The organism is Rhizobium sp. PP-CC-3G-465 (genome assembly GCF_004343445.1).
GTDB classification, from domain to species: domain Bacteria; phylum Pseudomonadota; class Alphaproteobacteria; order Rhizobiales; family Rhizobiaceae; genus Ferranicluibacter; species Ferranicluibacter rubi.
This window is the reverse complement of sequence record NZ_SLYH01000001.1, coordinates 1,628,103-1,643,946: the sequence shown is the minus strand read 5'-3', so window position 1 is coordinate 1,643,946 and position 15,844 is coordinate 1,628,103. Positions and strand designations below refer to the sequence as shown.

The window sequence follows — 15,844 nt, the reverse complement described above, 5'->3', positions numbered from 1 at the left end:
GTCTGGATAGCAGAACACGTCACCATCGCGTCAGTTGCTGGCGGCGTCGAGCGCCGGGTCCGGGGCGGCGCTGGCGACTTTGCGGGCGTTGCCGACGAGGGGCGGGGTGGTTTCGAAGCGGGTGCCGAGAGACTTCAGGAGGCGGGTGACGTCGCCGGAGAGCATGCGGGGGCGCACGAGAGGGGGGAGGGTATTTTCGTCGGTTTTCGCGACGACGGGGGGCTTGTCCTTTTTGGACGGGGCGGGTGGCGGGGCGATGCCGGGGATGGGGCGGTGGTCGATGCCGGTCTCGGCGTAATCCATCAGGCGCTTGAAGGCGATGGCCGGCAGGGAGCCGCCGGTCATGTTGTTGGTGGAGGTGTAGTCGTCGTTTCCGAACCAGACGGCGGCCGTGTAGTCGCCGGTAAAGCCGACGAACCAGGCATCGCGATAGGACTGCGTGGTGCCGGTCTTGCCGCCGGCGACGACGCCGTTGTCGAGGGCGGCCTTGCGGGCCGTTCCGATGATCGGGATCTGCGTCAGCATGTAGTTCATCGAGGCCGTGGCCTTTTCGCTGAGCACGCGCTGGGCCGGGGGGGCATCGCGGTTGAAATCGTAGAGAACATCGCCGTCGTAATTGAGGATCTGGCTGAGGCCGTGGCGGCGCGACTGCAGGCCGCCGGCCGGGAAGACGGCGTAACCCGTCGCCTGATCCATGACGGTCAGTTCGGAGGTGCCGAGCGGAATGGTCTTGTCCGGGCGGATCGGCGTTTCTACGCCGAAAGCCTTGGCGAGCTCGACGATGCGGGGAATGCCGAGCGTATCCTTGGCAAGCCGCACCGGCACCGTGTTGATGGAGCGGGCGATGGCGCTGAGCAGCGTGACCTTGCCGGAGAAGCTGCGGCCGTAATTCTGCGGCGACCAGCGGCCCCAAGTGATCGGCGCATCGCTGATCGTCGTCTCCGGCGTCATGCCCTTTTCCATGGCCGCGGCGTAGGTATAGGCCTTGAAGGAGGAGCCCGGCTGGCGGAGGGCCTTTGTGGCGCGGTTGAACTGGCTCTCGCCGTAGTCCCGCCCGCCGACCATGGCACGCACGGCGCCACCGTTCTCGATCATGACAAGCGCGCCCTGCTTGACGCGGTAACTCTCGCCATACTGGCGCAGGCTGGATTCGATGGCGTCTTCGGCTGCCTGCTGCAGGCCCATATCGATGGTGGTGCGCACGATAAGGGAGTGCTGGGCGAAGGGGGCGGCGATGCGCTGGACCTCGTCGAAGGCCCAATCGAGGAAGAAATCGGGCGCGGTGACCTCGGCGCGATCGACCACGCTTGCCGGATGAAGCCGGGCGGCAACCACCTGGCCCTCGGTCATCAGCCCGCCCTGGACGAGATTGGTCAGCACCTCGTTGGCGCGGGCGCGGGCGGCCGGCAGGTTGACGTGGGGGGCGTAGCGGGCCGGGGCCTTGAACAGGCCGGCGAGCATGGCGCTTTCGGCCAAGTTGATATCGGTGATGGCCTTGCCGAAATAGAACTGCGACGCCGCCGCCGCGCCGAACGTGCCGCCGCCCATATAGGCGCGGTCGAGATAGAGGCGCAGGATCTCCTTTTTCGAGAGGTTGCACTCCAGCCAGACGGACAGGAAGGCTTCCTTGATCTTGCGCTCGAAGGTGCGCTCGTTGGAGAGGAACAGGTTCTTGGCCAGCTGCTGCGTCAGCGTGGAGCCGCCCTGGACGACGCCGCCGGCGCGGGCATTGACGGTCATGGCGCGGGTGAGGCCGAGGAAGTCGATGCCCCAATGGTCGAAGAAGCGGCGGTCTTCGGTGGCGAGCACCGCTTTGACCAGCGTATCCGGCAGCTCGTCCACGGGAACGCTGTCCTCGTGGATGATGCCGCGATGGCCGATCTCGTTGCCGTAGCGATCGAGGAACGTCACCGCGAAATCGCTCTGCGCCAGCCAGTTGCCCTTGGTTTCCTGGAAGGCGGGCAGCGCCAGCGCGAGCAGAGCCACGGCCCCGACGGTGCCCCAGGTCATGCCTTCGCCGAGCAGTTCGAACACGATGCGCTTCCAGCCGCGCACGCGAAAACGGCGGAAGAAGATGGTGATGTCTTCCCACCATTCGGCGAGGCGAAAACCGGTGTGCCAGACGGTCGAATCGATGAAGGCATCGATGCGCAGGAGGATGTGGCGCTTCTTCGGAAGCTCAGCCGGACTCAGGCAAGCCATGCCCTCCGGTGGCGCCGGGCGCGGTGTCGTGTCGGGAATGTCGTCGCTCGGGCTTGTCAACGCTTCGGACCGTCCTCAATCTCGCACGGTGTTTCGATGTCGCACAGGCTGCTGGCGAAAGCAGGCTTTTTTCGCGCGTGATGGCGCTATACTGCCACGCAGCGACTTTCCCTTCCACGAGGATATGTCGCAACAGCCTTAAAATTCTGGAAACACAGACTTACCTAGCGCGGGACGGCGGCTCGGTATAGATGAAGCCGGTACGGATGGCAGGACGGATCCATGGGCGACATGCCTTTCTGGAAGACCAAGACACTGGAGACGATGAACGGCGCGGAGTGGGAAAGCCTCTGCGACGGCTGCGGCCTCTGTTGTCTGAACAAGCTGGAAGACTGGGATACGGGCGAGATCGCCTGGACCTCGATCCGCTGCACGCTGCTCGACGGCGACACCTGTCGCTGTCGCGACTATCCGAACCGGCAGGCGACCGTGCCGGACTGTATCCAGCTGACGCCCCAAGAGGTGCGCGAACTCCCCTGGCTGCCGCCCACCTGCGGTTACCGCCTCGTGCGTGACGGCGAGGACCTCTACTGGTGGCATCCGCTGGTCTCCGGCGACCCGGAAACGGTACATGCCGCCGGCATTTCCGCGCGCGGACGCACGGTCAGCGAGGACGACGTCGATATCGACGACTTCGAGGACTATCTGGCGGACTGGCCGACAGATGGCAACAGAGCGACGGAATACTGATTATTTTCCCGAACTAGGAAAATAGTCCTTGACGGCGTGACGGTCCTCCGGTAGGTTTTACGTATGGTCGGAGATGTGCGGATGCGGCGGGGCCGCGGGCCGCACAGCCGGCCTTTTTCATTTCAAACCTTCCTTCTCCACGACAGGACGATGCGATGACCGACGGGACCTATGATCCGGCGCTGTTCGGCGCGTGGACGAAGCGGTGTGTCTATGGTGAGGCGCTGACATGGGATGCGGAGCCTTCCGATGACGAGATTCGCCTGATCCTCGACCGCAAATCGGCGGACATGCCCGCTGGCGAAGAGCTTGCGGACATGCTGAACGGCATGACGCGGGAGCTGCGCGAGCAGATGCAGATGTTCCAGATGCTGCGCCAGCAAACCGACCGCAGGCCGACGGAGGCCGGCGAGGAGATCGACCGCAAGGCCGCCCAGGCCGACGCCAAGGCCTCGATCGAGGCGATGTCGCTGATCGTGCGGACGCTGGAAAAAATCGACAGCCTGCAGCGGACGCTGGCGCAGGACCGGGAACGGCGGGACGCGGAGGCACTGGACGATGCGGGGTACCAATCTCTTCTCGACACGCTCGAGGCTCTGGTCGAGCAGCGCGCTGTCGAGCGTAGCCGGGAGCGTGACATGGCGCCGGCGCAGGATGGCGGAGAACGAGACGGAGCAATTGGGGCCGGATGTGCTGCAGGTGCTGTCGCTTTGGCTGGCGACGGTTCCGTGCCCGCCATCTCCCGAAGCGGAAACCCCCTCGCACCTTACGGATGAGCGTGATGCGGCGGAGGCCGCGCGGCGTCGGCGGATCGACGCGGCACATGCGGTGCGGTTTGCGGTGATCGTTTTGGATTTCGAGGATGGCGTGGCGCGGATCGATGAAGGTATTACGCGCTCTGCGGCGCGATTGGGTACCATGGCGCGGAGGATCGCAGCTGCCGGGGGTGATGCCGGTGGTTCCGCCGGAGCGGGAATGGCTGCGATGATCGCCGGGGGTGCCGTTGCCAGGCCTCCGGCGCCAGCTCCGGTTTCCACGGCTATTGCTTCCGGAAGTCTGGCGGATAACGGTTCGGTTCGGCCGACCGGGGCGGGCTCCATTCCGCAAGGGGACGGGGGAGCGCAGCCCAACGGTTTCGCGGACTGGCTGGCAGCGGCGGGAGATCTTTCGCCGGTGCTTCTCGCGCGGCTGACGTCCGACTGGCGGCTGACGGGGCGGCCCGAGCAGCGACCGCCGCCCGGCGACTGGCGGGTGTGGCTGCTGATGGGCGGCCGCGGCTCCGGCAAGACGCGGGCGGGATCGCACTGGGTGCATGATCTCGCGACCGCGCCCGGCGCCCGGCCGGGCCTGCGGATCGCGCTGGTGGCGGAAACGCTGGGGGATGCGCGCGAGGTGATGATCGACGGTGTCTCCGGCATCTGCCGGGTGGCGACGCGGCACCGGCCGGACTTCGAGGTCTCGCGCCGCCGGCTGGTCTGGCCGAACGGGACGATCGCCCAGATTTTTTCCTCGGAGGACCCCGAAAGCCTGCGCGGACCGCAATTCGACTATGCCTGGTGCGACGAGCTGGGGAAATGGAAACATGCGCAGGCGACCTTCGACATGCTGCAGTTCGCGCTGCGGCTGGGCGCAGACCCGCGCATTCTGGTGACGACGACGCCGCGGCCGATCCCGATCCTGAAGGCGCTGGCCGCAGACCCGGCGACGGTGCTGCGCCGGATCCGCACCATGGACAATGCCGGCAATCTGGCGCCGGGTTTCCTGAAGGCGATGGACGGCCGCTATGGCGGCACGCGGCTCGGGCGGCAGGAACTCGACGGCGAGATGATCGCCGACCGGGAGGATGCGCTCTGGAACCGGGCGGCGATCGAGGCGCTGACCTTGCGTGATACGGGGCCGCTCGGCCGCATCGTCGTGGCGGTCGATCCGCCGGCGGGCTCGGGTGCCGACAGCTGCTGCGGCATTGTGGTGGCCGGCATCGACGGGCGGGGACGGGCGGTGGTGCTGGCGGATTGCTCGGTGGAGGGCGCAAGCCCCGCCGGCTGGGCGGCGGCCGTGGTCCGCGCCTTCCGCCGCTTCGACGCCGACCGTGTTGTTGCCGAAATCAACCAGGGCGGCGACATGGTGGCGGCGGTCCTGCGCGGCATCGACGCGCGCCTGCCGATCACCAACGTTCGGGCGAGCCGCGGCAAGTGGCTGCGTGCCGAGCCGGTGGCGGCTCTGTACGAGCAGGGTCGCGTGGTGCATGCGGGGGCGTTTCCGGCGCTGGAGGACCAGATGTGCGACTTCGGTGCGGACGGGCTCTCTTCGGGACGCTCGCCGGACCGGCTGGATGCGCTGGTCTGGGCGCTGACGGCGCTGATGCTGGAGGGCGGGGGCGAGCCGCGGTTGCGGATGGTGTGATGGTGTCGGGTATTTTCGGGTGTGGCGGCCCCTCATCCGGCTGCCGCCACCTTCTCCCCGCCTGCGGGGCGAAGGGACTTGGGGCAAGCGCTCGCTTCTTTCTCGAAGGCTGATGAGAGGGGCGGGAGCTACGCCGCGTGTCTCTTCGCCCCGCTTGCGGGGAGAAGGTGCCGGCAGGCGGATGAGGGGCTGACGGTGGTGGTTTTGGGATTTCAGGAAGGAAGGCCCTCTCTGCCCTGCCGGGCATCTCCCCCAAAAGGGGGGAGAGGACTCGTGGGACGCCCTCAGCCCAAGTCTTCAAGGTTTGCGTAGAGAGCGAGCGGGTGCCCTAAGTCTTCTCCCCCTTGTGGGGGAGATGCCCGGCAGGGCAGAGAGGGTCTTTCTTTTTGCCCCCCCCAAACCCGTCCCACAAACGAAAAGAGGCGCACCCCATGTGCGCCTCTCGTCACTCTCGAACCAACCTCGATCGCCTACTTCGCGCTGGCCGGAACGGGCTTGGCGGGGGTGGTGGTTGTGGTGCGGATTTGGCGCCATTCGTTTTCGAAGCGTTCGAAAAGGCTCTGGGAAATCGTCTTGACGGTCATGGTCTCTCCTTAACGCGACGGTTGAGTGCGGCGAAAACGCTTAAGGGGCACAAAGGTTCCGTGGACTGTGCCGCGGGGCGGAAGGTCAGTCGCGCGGGGTCGCGGCGGGGCGGGCATCCGGGCGGACGTCTGCGCGCGGGGTGGCCACAGTGACGGCGCGCATCTGCTGCCACTCGTTTTCGATACGGCTGAGGAGATGCGGCGGGATGGTTTCGCGCACGGTGGTCTGCGTCTTTTCCGTCGAGGTCATGCTGTCTCTCCCTGTTGGTTTTTTTAAATTCGACCCTGAGTGGCCGGTCCCGCCTGCTGGTTTTACGCTGGCAGAGCCTAAACAAAAAGTAAATCAGTGCCTTAAGCGGTTTAAACGATTTAGTTTTCTTAAATCGATTGTATTGCGCATTTTTTGTGACAACCGGGCGTCTGCGGACGCCGGTGGACAGGGGATCAGCGGATGGACAAGGCTGTATTCTTCGGCAACGTTCGCCGGACGCTTTTTGGCGGGCGGCTGACGAGCGGGCAGGTGGTGGGGATGAGCGCCATTCTCGAGCGGGCGCGGGCCGGGCCGGGCGGTGTTGCCGGGTCCTATGACGGGCGGTGGCTCGCCTACATGCTGGCGACCGTGCATCACGAAACCGGGCGAAAGATGCAGCCTGTGCGGGAGACGATGGCGGCGAGCGATGCGCAGGCGATCGCCCGGCTGGACAAGGCTTTTGCGGCCGGACAGCTGCCGACCGTGCGCACGCCCTACTGGCGGCGCGATGCCGAGGGCAAGGCGTGGCTCGGCCGCGGCCTGGTGCAGCTGACGCACCGGCGCAATTACGAGAGAGTGTCGGGCCTTGTCGGGATCGACCTTGTTGCTGACCCTGCTCGGGCGATGGACGGCGCGACGGCCGTCGAGATCCTCTTTATCGGCATGGAAACGGGCGCCTTTACCGGGGTGTCGCTGAAGGATGTTTTCAGTGCCGGCCGGACCGACTGGGTGGGCGCGCGACGGATCATCAACGGGCGGGACCGCGCCGTCGATATCGCAGCGCAAGCCCGGGCCTATCATGCGGCGCTGAGCGCTGCGGGACTGCCCTCTATCAGAAGGATTTCCCTGTCGTGAAGATGCTCATGAAGATGCCGTTCGGTTTGAAAATGCCGGGTTTTGCCGAGAGTGTTCCCAAGCCATCGGGAACGGCGTCCGGGCCGGGGCGCGAGAACAAGGCGGCCGGCTTCGTCGCCATCGCGCAGGAGGGGCGGGCGCACTGGACGGGGCGATCCTATGCGGCGCTGGCGCGGGAGGGTTTTTTGCGCAATCCGGTCGCCTATCGCACGGTGCGGATGATCGCGGAGGCCTCTGCCGCCGTGCCGCTGCTGGTCTATCGCGGCGAGAGCGAGGTGACCGACCACCCCGTGCTGCGACTGCTGGCGCGGCCGAACGGACAGATGGCGGCGGCGGATTTTCTGGAAACGCTCTACGGCCATCTGCTGCTTTCGGGCAATGCCTATGTGGAGGCGGTGACGCTCGGCACCGAGACACGGGAGCTGCATCTGCTGCGGCCGGACCGGGTGCGGGTTCTCGAAGGGCGGGACGGGTGGCCGGAGGGCTACGAATATCGCGCGGGCAGTGCCGTGCGGCGCTATGCGGCGGGAACGGCGCTGCTGCATCTCAAACTGTTCCACCCGCTGGACGACCATCTGGGGTTTCCACCGCTGGCGGCAGCGCAGACGGCGCTCGACCTCTCCAACGCGGCGGCGACCTGGAACAAGGCGCTGCTCGACAATTCCGCCCGTCCCTCGGGCGCGCTGGTCTACCAGCCGAAGGAGGGCGGCAATCTTTCGCCCGACCAGTACGACCGGCTGAAAAGCGAGCTGGACGAGGGCTATAGCGGGCCGATGCGCGCCGGGCGGCCGCTGCTGCTGGAAGGCGGGCTCGACTGGAAGGCGATGGGCCTTTCGCCCAAGGACATGGATTTCGTGGAGGCGAAGAACGGCGCGGCGCGCGACATCGCGCTCGCCTTCGGCGTGCCGCCGATGCTGCTCGGCATTCCCGGCGACAATACCTATGCGAACTATCAGGAGGCCCACCGGGCCTTCTACCGGCTGACCGTGCTGCCGCTGATCAACCGCACGGCGACGGCGCTCTCGGCCTGGCTGTCCGACCGCTTCGACGCGCCGCTGCATCTCAAGGCCGACCTCGATCAGGTGAACGGGCTTTCGGGCGAGCGGAGCGAACTCTGGGCGCGCGTGGGGGCGGCGGATTTTCTGACCGACGCGGAGAAGCGGGCGGCGGTGGGGTATTGAGGGCCGTCAGCGCCGCTTTTCGCTTTGTAACGCCTCGGGCATGCGGTCGTCCGGCTCGGGGCCGTGATCCGGCAGGGATCCGAGAAGGGCGAGGGCGCGCGCAGGATCGCCCCGGGCGGCTCGCTCCTGCAACGAACGCAAGGCGCGGCGCTGGCCCATTCCATCGGAGATGAAGGCGAGAAAGAGCTGGTTGATCGACACATTCTCCTCCTTGGCCGCTTCACGGGCCTGATCGAGAAGATAGTCGGGAACGCGCAGAGGGTACTGGCTCATGAGGATAACCTTTCTGATCTGTGGCGAATGATATCACAGGCGATATCGGATGTTGCGTCCGTGATCGCCGCATTTTCCTTCCATCCATAAGGACGAAACATATGGCCGAACTTCAGCCGGACCCGGTGCTGTGGGCAGTGCGCGGGATCGGCGCGGTGGCGGGGGCTGCCGTGTCGCTCATCTATCTCCTGCCGAAAAGCCGGCATGAGGCGGCGTCGCGGTTTCTGACCGGCACGGTCTGCGGGCTGGTGTTCGGCGGGCCGACGGGGTTGTGGGTTGTCGAGCGGCTGGGGATCGCGGGGCTCGTGTCCGGTGCCGAAGTGCTGCTGACGGGATCGGCGGCGGCGAGCCTCATGGCCTGGTGGGCGCTGGGCGCCGCCGTGCGGATTTCGCGGCGGTACGGGCAGAAATAGGCGGCCCCTTCCGCCGAGCGAGGCGGCCCTTTCAACACATCACATCACTGGGAGATTTCCATGGCGACAGACCGATATGCGGTCCGGCGGACGACGGCGGTTGCCGGGCTGACGCTGGCGGGGGTGACGGGCGAGGGGCGGTTTTCGGGCTATGCCAGCGTGTTCGGCGAGATCGATCTCGGCAAGGACACGATCGAGCGCGGCGCCTTCCTGCACTCGCTGGCCAAGCGCGGCGCGGGCGGCGTGCGGATGCTGTTCCAGCACGACCCGAACGAGCCGATCGGCACCTGGACGACGATCCGGGAGGATGGGCGGGGGCTGTTCGTCGAGGGGCGGCTTTCGACCGGCGTGGCGCGGGCCCGCGAGGTGCATCAGCTGATGAAGGGCGGCGCGCTCGACGGGCTTTCCATCGGTTTTCAGACCGTGAAGGCGCGCACCGACGCCAAGAGCGGCATCCGCCGCGTGCTGGAAGCGGACCTCTGGGAGATTTCGGTCGTGACCTTTCCGATGCTGCCATCGGCGCGGGTCTCGAACGTCAAGCATGCGCGGTTCTTCCGCGACAGGGAAACGGAGCTCGTGCGCACGATGCGGCGGGCGACCCGGATGATGGTGGAACGAAAGGATTTCTTGAGATGACCAATACACAGACCGCGGGTGCTCTGAAGACGGCCCCGGAGATCAAGACGATACCGGACACGATTGCCACGGCCTTCGAGGACTTCATGGGCGCCTTCGAGGTGTTCAAGGAGGCGAACGACCAGCGGCTGGGCGAGATCGAGAGCAAGCTCTCGGCCGACGTCGTGACGCGCGACAAGGTGGACCGGATCTCGCGCGGGATGGACGAGCAGAAGCGGGCGCTGGACCAGATGCTCCTGAAGAAGGCGCGTCCGGCGCTGGGCGGCAAGGCCGAGGCAATGAGCTTCGAGGCGGCCGAGCACAAGGCGGCCTTCGACAGCTACATCCGCCGCGGCGACGAAGGCGCGCTGCGGGCGCTGGAGGAAAAGGCGTTCTCCATCGGCTCCGCCAGCGACGGCGGCTACCTCGTGCCGGCGCAGACCGACACGGAGATCGGCCGGCGGCTGCAGGTGATCTCGCCGATCCGGGCGCTGTCGACGGTGCGGCAGGTGTCGGGCAGCGTTCTGAAGAAGCCGTTCGCGGTGTCGGGCCTTGCCTCCGGCTGGGTCTCGGAAACGGCGGCACGGCCGCAGACCGCGACGCCGCAGCTCTCCGAGCTGACCTTCCCGACCATGGAACTCTATGCCATGCCGGCGGCAACCGCAGCACTGCTGGACGATGCCGCCGTCGACGTGGAAAGCTGGATCGCCGACGAGGTGGACATCGCCTTCAGCGAACAGGAGGGCACGGCCTTCGTGACTGGCGACGGCATCAACAAGCCGAAGGGGTTTCTGAGCTACGGCACTGTGGCTGAGGCCAGCTGGGCCTGGGGCAGCCTCGGCTATATCGCGACCGGCGCCGCGGGCGGGTTTCGCTCAAGCGGGCCCTCCGACGTGCTGATCGACACGATCTACGCGCTGAAGGCCGGCCACCGGCAGAAGGCGAGCTTTGTGATGAACCGCAAGACGCAGGCCGACATCCGCAAGTTCAAGGATGCCGACGGCAACTACCTGTGGCAGCCGCCGTCGAACGTCGGCCAGGCGGCGTCGCTGATGGGCTTTCCGGTGGCGGAAGCCGAGGACATGCCGGATGTGGCCGGCGGCGGCATGGCGATCGCCTTTGGCGACTTCCAGGCGGGCTACCTCGTGGTGGACCGGACGGGCGTGCGCATCCTGCGCGATCCCTACTCCGCCAAGCCCTACGTGCTGTTTTACACGACCAAGCGCGTCGGCGGCGGGGTGCAGAACTTCGAGGCGATCAAGCTGGTGAAGTTCGCCGTCAACTGATCGATCAGGCGCGTCAAGGCGGCGGACGGAGCCCGCCGCCTATGCTTCCTCCTCCTTCCCAGACCGGAGATATCCATGACCATTGCCGAACTGGCGCCGCCGGTGGGCGAGCCGTTGACGCTTGCCGAAGCGCGGGCGCATCTACGCGTCGACGACACGGCCGACGACCCCGTGATCGCCGACCTTATCACCATCGTGCGCGACCATCTGGAGCGTACAACGGGCCTCGTGCTGATCGCCCGCAGCTTCCGCCTCTATCTCGACCGCTGGCCGGATGCCTCCGTGCTGGAGATCGGGCGGGGGCCTGTCATCAGCATCGAGACCATCACCGGCTATGACGCGCTGGGGGCGCCGTTCGAGGCTGACATGACGGGGTTCGTGCTGGATGGCGGGAGCCTTCCCGCACGCCTGTTCCTGCCGGCGGCGCTGGAAACGGTGCGGCCGGTGAACGGCATCGAGATCGACTTCACCGCCGGCTTCGGCACGACGGGCACGGAGGTGCCGGCCTCGCTGAAGCGGGCGCTGCTCCTGCATCTGGCGCTGCTTTACGCCTTTCGCGGTGCTGTTGCCCCTGGGGATCAGCCGGCGGATGTACCGGCCGGCTACGACCGGCTGGTCGCACCCTTTCGCCGGTTGAGGCTCTGACCATGCGCACCGACACGATCGACCCCGGCCGCATGACGGCGCGGATGGAACTGGAGAGGCCGGTAGAGACGCCGGACGGGCAGGGCGGCATTTCGCGGGCGTTTGCGAGCGCCGGAGCGCTGTGGACGCTGATCGAGCCGCGCGTGGCGCTGACGGGGGAGCGGCGCGACGAGGGGGTTTGCGATGTCGAGCATGATGTGTGGATCCGGCATCGCACGGACGTGTCCGCCGGCATGCGCTTTCGCAAGGGGGCGCGGCTGTTTGTCGTCTTGTCGGCGTTCGATCCGGACGAGAGCCGGCGCTACCTCGTCTGCCGCTGCCGGGAGACCCTGAGATGAGCGCGGCGAATGCGTTGCAGGCGGCGGTCTTCGCCAAGCTTTCAGGCGATGCGGCCCTTTTGGCGGTGCTGGGGGATGGCGGCATTCATGATCGGCTGCTGGAGCGGGCGGAGCATCCGTATCTGCGCCTTGCCGGGATCGAGAGCAGCGACTGGTCGACGGCGAGCGAGCCGGGCGAGGAGCATGCGATGACGATCGAGGTGCGCGGGGCAGAGGGCGGCAACCGGGTGGTGCAGGAGATTGCGGGCCGCGTGCGGGGGCTGCTGCACGATGCAGGCCTGACGCTTGCCGGCCATCATCTGGTGAACCTCCGGCATGAGGGCACCCGCACGGCGCGCGACGGCGCGGCGCGGGGGCATGTGGCGGTGATGCGGTTTCGCGCCGTGACCGAGCCGATGGGCTGAGCGAGCGCCGGGCCTGATCTAACCAACAGAACGAACACGGAAAGGGACGGGCCGATGGTGGCGCAGAAGGGCAAGGATATTCTGCTGAAGATCGAGACCGGTGGCGGGTTTACGACCGTGGCTGGGCTGCGGTCGAAGCGGCTGGCGTTCAATGCGGAGACGGTCGACGTGACCGACGCGTAATCCAGCGGGCGCTGGCGCGAGCTTCTGGGCGGGGCGGGCGTGCAGCGCGCATCGATCGCCGGTGCCGGGATTTTCAAGGATCAGTCCTCCGACGCGCTGGTGCGCTCGACCTTCTTTTCAGGCGCGATCCTGACCTGGCAGGTGATCATCCCGAATTTCGGCACGGTGAGCGGCCTCTTCCAGCTGACGACGCTGGAATATAGCGGCCAGCACAATGGTGAAGTCCAGTTCGAGGCGGCGCTGGAATCGGCCGGTCCGCTCAGCTTCGTGGTTGCCTGATGCGGCCGCGCGAGAGACGCGTGACCGGGCGCGCGAACCGGCATCGCGGCGAGGTGGAGGCCGTGATCGACGGCGAGCGCCGTATCCTCTGCCTGACGCTCGGCAGCCTTGCGGAACTGGAAACCGCCTTTGCGGCCGATAGTCTCGCCGCTCTGGCGCGGCGCTTTCTGGCGGGCGGGCTGAAGGCGGAGGATCTGATTGCGATCCTCGCGATCGGCCTGCGCGGCGGCGGCAACATCGTTTCCGACGAGGATGTCGCAGGCATGTCCGTCGAGGGCGGGCTGGCGGGACTGGCGCGGCTGGTCGGCGAACTTCTGACCGCAGCCTTCGGCGGCGAGCCGGGAGATGCGGAGGCGCGGCCGGACCCCTGAGCGCCGTGGACGGTGAGGACGGGGCGCCGCCGGCGCCCTTTCCGTGGGAGGCGGCCATGGAAGCCGGCCTTTCCCGTCTGCGGCTGCCGGCGCGTGATTTCTGGCGGCTGACCCCGAGGGAATTGGCGGCAGCGCTGGGCCTTGGCGTGCGAAAGGGCGCGGCTCCCGACCGGGCCGGGCTTTCCCGGATGATGCGACAATTTCCCGACGATGCGGCGGACGATAACGGCAAAGGAGGCTGATATGGCGGATGAGGCAGATAGTGGCGGCGATTTCCCCGCGATGATTGCGGAGGGCAAGGCGCTGGATGCGGTGCTCGCCGATCTGGAGCGGAGCGCCGGCCGGTTCGGTTCGGCGATGACGAGCGCGCTCTCGAGCGCCGTGCGCGGTGGAAAGGGGCTCGACGACATCCTGAAGAGCACCGGGCTTCGGCTGGTGGATATCGCGCTGTCTGCGGGGCTGAAGCCGTTGCAGGATGCGGTGTCCACCGGGATCGGGGCGGTGTTCGACGGGTTGGCGCAGGGGTCCGGCGGGGGTGGCGCGGCGCCGTTCACGGGCAGTGGAAGCCTTGCCACGCCGCGGTTTCTGTCGGGGCTTTTGGCGGGCGGTGCAGCGGGCGGTGCGGGGTCGTCCGTTGCCGGGAATGCGGCTGCGCCCGTGCCGGGGGCGGGCGTGACGGCAGGCGGTGTGCCGAACGTCGTGTTCAACGTGACGGCCAGCGATGCCGATAGTTTTCGACGTTCGGAAGGGCAGATCGCGGCCATGCTGACCCGCACCGTCGGGCGCGGGCGGCGGGGTGTGTGAGGAGGCGTTGAGATGGATCAGGGATTTCACGAGGTGCGGTTTCCGATGCGGCTGGCTCTGGGGACCAGCGGTGGACCGGTGCGCCGGACGGATATCGTCAGCCTGTCGAACGGGCGGGAGAACCGTAACAACCGCTGGCGGGACGCGCGGCGGCACTATGATGCCGGGTCCGGCATCCGCGAGATCGACGACCTCTATGCGGTTCTCGCTTTCTTCGAGGCGCGGTCCGGACAGTTGCACGGGTTTCGATTTCGCGATCCGGTGGATTTCCGCTCCGGGCCGCCGGGACGAGCGGTGACGGCGAGCGATCAGGTGATCGGCACCGGCGACGGGGTGACGGATCGTTTTCAATTGACCAAGACCTATGCGGATGCGGGCGGCGGTACGGTGCGCGACATCGTGAAGCCGGTGGTGGGAACGCTGCTGGTAACCGTGAATGGCACTGATGTGGCGGGCGAGCATCTGGCGCTGGATGCGACGACGGGGATGGTGACGTTTGCGGCCGGGCATGTGCCGCCTGCGGGGGCCGCGGTGCGGGCGGGGTTCGAGTTCGACGTGCCCGTGCGCTTCGACACCGACCGGATCGACGTGGATCTGGCGCAGTTTCAGGCCGGGCGCATTCCGACCATTCCGCTGGTGGAGATCCGGCCATGAGAGAGATCCCGGAAGCACTGGCGGCACATCTGGCTGGCGATGCGACGACGGTGTGCCATGGCTGGCGGGTGACGCGGCGCGACGGCGTGGTCATCGGGTTTACCGAGCATGATCGCGATCTCCGCTTTGCCGGAATCGACTTTCTGGCGGCGAGCGGTTTTCGGGCGAGCGAGACGGAGGCGGCGGCGGGACTGGCGGCGGATGCGGGCGAGGTGACGGGCGGCTTTTCGAGTGCCGCCATCAGCGAGGCCGATGTGGCGGCGGGGCGCTATGACGGCGCGCGGGTCGAGCAGTTTCTGGTCAACTGGCAGGCGCCCGAGCAGCATATGCTGTTGACCGTGCAGGATATCGGCGAGGTGACGCGGGCGGGCGGCGCCTTTCGCGCCGAGCTTCGCAGCCTGACGCACCGGCTGGGCGAGGTGCAGGGCCGCAGCTACGGGCGGCGATGCGACGCGGCTTTCGGGGATGCGCGCTGCGGCGCGAGCCTTGCCGGGCGGAGCGAGACCGGCGTGATCATTGAGGTTGCCGGCGATGTGGGGCTGCGTGTGTCGGGTCTTTCGGCCGCCGTCGGTGCCTATCGCTATGGGCTCATCCGCATGACGAGCGGGGCGAATGCGGGCTGGACCTGCGATGTCGAGGATCACATTGCCGGGAGTGAGGGCGCCGAGGGTGATGGCGCCGGGGGTGATGGAGCGACGGCGCGGCTGACCCTGTGGCTGCCGCCGCCGGTGCCGCTGTCGGCGGGCGATACGCTCACGGTGACCATGGGGTGCGACAAGAGCTTTGCCACCTGCCGGGACCGCTTTCAGAACGCGCTCAACTTTCGCGGCTTCCCGCATATGCCGGGCAGCGACTTTTCCTATGGCTATGCGGATGGGGAGACGGTGCATGACGGACGGCCGTTGTTTGCATGACGAGTCCATGCGCCTTCAGGTGCTGGCCACGGCGCGGGACTGGCTGGGTACGCCCTACCGGCATCAGGCGAGCCTGAAGGGTGTGGGCTGCGACTGCCTCGGGCTGGTGCGCGGCATCTGGCGAGACATTCACGGCGCGGAACCGGAGACGCCGCCGCCCTACCGGCCGGACTGGGCGGAGCGGAGCGGGGAAGACCGGCTGTGGGACGCGGCGACGCGGGCGATGGGGCCGCCCATCGACCTCAGCGCGATGCTGCCGGGCGATCTCATCCTCTTCCGCTGGCGGCTGGGGATGCCGGCCAAACATGCGGGGATTTTGAGCGACACTGAGCGCTTCATCCACGCCTATGAGCAGGCGAGCGTCGTGGAATCGGCGCTGGTGCCTTCCTGGCGGCGGCGGATTGCCGGCGTCTTCCGCTTTCCCGAGAAGGTTTGAGAGA

The 15,844-nt window shown here is 67.2% G+C and carries 20 protein-coding genes and 1 pseudogene; 18 read left to right on the top strand and 3 right to left on the bottom strand.

What is annotated here, in order from left to right; translation table 11 throughout:
* Window positions 1-30 precede the first annotated feature (30 nt).
* Window positions 31-2,202 (bottom strand): PBP1A family penicillin-binding protein, encoded by a 2,172-nt coding sequence (locus C8J33_RS07680; RefSeq protein WP_132664493.1) that lies wholly within the window; start codon window positions 2,200-2,202, stop codon window positions 31-33.
* Between the two features lie 282 nt (window positions 2,203-2,484).
* Between C8J33_RS07680 and C8J33_RS07675 the strand changes: the two genes are divergently transcribed.
* From C8J33_RS07675 to C8J33_RS07665, 3 genes are all read left to right on the top strand, one after another.
* Complete coding sequence (locus C8J33_RS07675) at window positions 2,485-2,952, top strand: YcgN family cysteine cluster protein (protein WP_132446632.1); 468 nt, start codon at window positions 2,485-2,487, stop codon at window positions 2,950-2,952.
* A 155-nt stretch (window positions 2,953-3,107) separates the two neighbouring features.
* Window positions 3,108-3,728 carry a hypothetical protein gene (locus C8J33_RS07670; RefSeq protein ID WP_132663621.1) on the top strand — a complete coding sequence of 207 codons (621 nt, stop codon included), beginning with the start codon at window positions 3,108-3,110 and terminating at the stop codon, window positions 3,726-3,728.
* Window positions 3,729-3,936: 208 nt separating this feature from the next.
* Window positions 3,937-5,355 (top strand): DNA-packaging protein, encoded by a 1,419-nt coding sequence (locus tag C8J33_RS07665; protein WP_422038081.1) that lies wholly within the window; start codon window positions 3,937-3,939, stop codon window positions 5,353-5,355.
* A 669-nt stretch (window positions 5,356-6,024) separates the two neighbouring features.
* Here the strand turns inward: C8J33_RS07665 and C8J33_RS27000 are convergent.
* Window positions 6,025-6,189: a hypothetical protein gene (locus tag C8J33_RS27000; protein ID WP_165929758.1), complete on the bottom strand. Its 165-nt coding sequence runs from the start codon at window positions 6,187-6,189 to the stop codon at window positions 6,025-6,027.
* Between the two features lie 201 nt (window positions 6,190-6,390).
* Here C8J33_RS27000 and C8J33_RS07655 point away from each other — a divergent pair, with 201 nt between their 5' ends.
* The gene (locus C8J33_RS07655) at window positions 6,391-7,044 is read left to right on the top strand and encodes a hypothetical protein (RefSeq protein WP_132663620.1); all 654 of its coding nucleotides are present in this window, start codon (window positions 6,391-6,393) and stop codon (window positions 7,042-7,044) included.
* Between the two features lie 8 nt (window positions 7,045-7,052).
* The gene (locus tag C8J33_RS07650) at window positions 7,053-8,225 is read left to right on the top strand and encodes a phage portal protein (RefSeq protein WP_132664491.1); all 1,173 of its coding nucleotides are present in this window, start codon (window positions 7,053-7,055) and stop codon (window positions 8,223-8,225) included.
* Between the two features lie 6 nt (window positions 8,226-8,231).
* Here the strand turns inward: C8J33_RS07650 and C8J33_RS07645 are convergent, their stop codons facing one another.
* The gene (locus C8J33_RS07645; protein ID WP_132663619.1) at window positions 8,232-8,498 is read right to left on the bottom strand and encodes a hypothetical protein; all 267 of its coding nucleotides are present in this window, start codon (window positions 8,496-8,498) and stop codon (window positions 8,232-8,234) included.
* Between the two features lie 101 nt (window positions 8,499-8,599).
* Between C8J33_RS07645 and C8J33_RS07640 the strand changes: the two genes are divergently transcribed.
* The 13 genes and pseudogenes from C8J33_RS07640 to C8J33_RS07580 all read left to right on the top strand — a co-directional run bounded on the left by C8J33_RS07640 (window position 8,600) and on the right by C8J33_RS07580 (window position 15,840).
* The gene (locus C8J33_RS07640) at window positions 8,600-8,911 is read left to right on the top strand and encodes a DUF6107 family protein (protein WP_110799771.1); all 312 of its coding nucleotides are present in this window, start codon (window positions 8,600-8,602) and stop codon (window positions 8,909-8,911) included.
* A gap of 60 nt (window positions 8,912-8,971) precedes the next feature.
* Window positions 8,972-9,547: an HK97 family phage prohead protease gene (locus C8J33_RS07635; RefSeq protein ID WP_110726577.1), complete on the top strand. Its 576-nt coding sequence runs from the start codon at window positions 8,972-8,974 to the stop codon at window positions 9,545-9,547.
* Window positions 9,544-10,812: a phage major capsid protein gene (locus C8J33_RS07630; protein WP_132663618.1), complete on the top strand. Its 1,269-nt coding sequence runs from the start codon at window positions 9,544-9,546 to the stop codon at window positions 10,810-10,812. Before C8J33_RS07635 ends, C8J33_RS07630 begins: the two co-directional genes overlap by 4 nt.
* A gap of 75 nt (window positions 10,813-10,887) precedes the next feature.
* Window positions 10,888-11,457, top strand: coding sequence for a head-tail connector protein (locus C8J33_RS07625; protein ID WP_132663617.1), 570 nt, complete (start codon window positions 10,888-10,890; stop codon window positions 11,455-11,457).
* Window positions 11,458-11,459: 2 nt separating this feature from the next.
* Window positions 11,460-11,795, top strand: a complete 336-nt coding sequence (locus tag C8J33_RS07620; RefSeq protein WP_132663616.1) for a phage head closure protein — start codon at window positions 11,460-11,462, stop codon at window positions 11,793-11,795.
* Window positions 11,792-12,199: a DUF3168 domain-containing protein gene (locus C8J33_RS07615; RefSeq protein WP_132663615.1), complete on the top strand. Its 408-nt coding sequence runs from the start codon at window positions 11,792-11,794 to the stop codon at window positions 12,197-12,199. The genes C8J33_RS07620 and C8J33_RS07615 overlap by 4 nt, the downstream gene beginning before the upstream one ends.
* Before the next feature lie 54 nt (window positions 12,200-12,253).
* Window positions 12,254-12,661: pseudogene (locus tag C8J33_RS07610) on the top strand (phage major tail protein, TP901-1 family).
* Window positions 12,661-13,032, top strand: coding sequence for a gene transfer agent family protein (locus C8J33_RS07605; protein WP_132663614.1), 372 nt, complete (start codon window positions 12,661-12,663; stop codon window positions 13,030-13,032). Before C8J33_RS07610 ends, C8J33_RS07605 begins: the two are co-directional and overlap by 1 nt.
* 5 nt (window positions 13,033-13,037) lie before the next feature.
* Complete coding sequence (locus tag C8J33_RS07600) at window positions 13,038-13,274, top strand: rcc01693 family protein (RefSeq protein WP_422037688.1); 237 nt, start codon at window positions 13,038-13,040, stop codon at window positions 13,272-13,274.
* A 1-nt stretch (window position 13,275) separates the two neighbouring features.
* Complete coding sequence (locus tag C8J33_RS07595; RefSeq protein WP_245507081.1) at window positions 13,276-13,836, top strand: phage tail tape measure protein; 561 nt, start codon at window positions 13,276-13,278, stop codon at window positions 13,834-13,836.
* Between the two features lie 12 nt (window positions 13,837-13,848).
* Entirely contained in the window at window positions 13,849-14,490 is a 642-nt protein-coding gene (locus C8J33_RS07590; RefSeq protein ID WP_132663612.1) for a DUF2460 domain-containing protein, read from the top strand.
* Window positions 14,487-15,404: a DUF2163 domain-containing protein gene (locus C8J33_RS07585; protein ID WP_132663611.1), complete on the top strand. Its 918-nt coding sequence runs from the start codon at window positions 14,487-14,489 to the stop codon at window positions 15,402-15,404. Before C8J33_RS07590 ends, C8J33_RS07585 begins: the two co-directional genes overlap by 4 nt.
* Entirely contained in the window at window positions 15,379-15,840 is a 462-nt protein-coding gene (locus C8J33_RS07580) for an NlpC/P60 family protein (RefSeq protein ID WP_422037685.1), read from the top strand. Before C8J33_RS07585 ends, C8J33_RS07580 begins: the two co-directional genes overlap by 26 nt.
* Window positions 15,841-15,844: the final 4 nt, after the last annotated feature.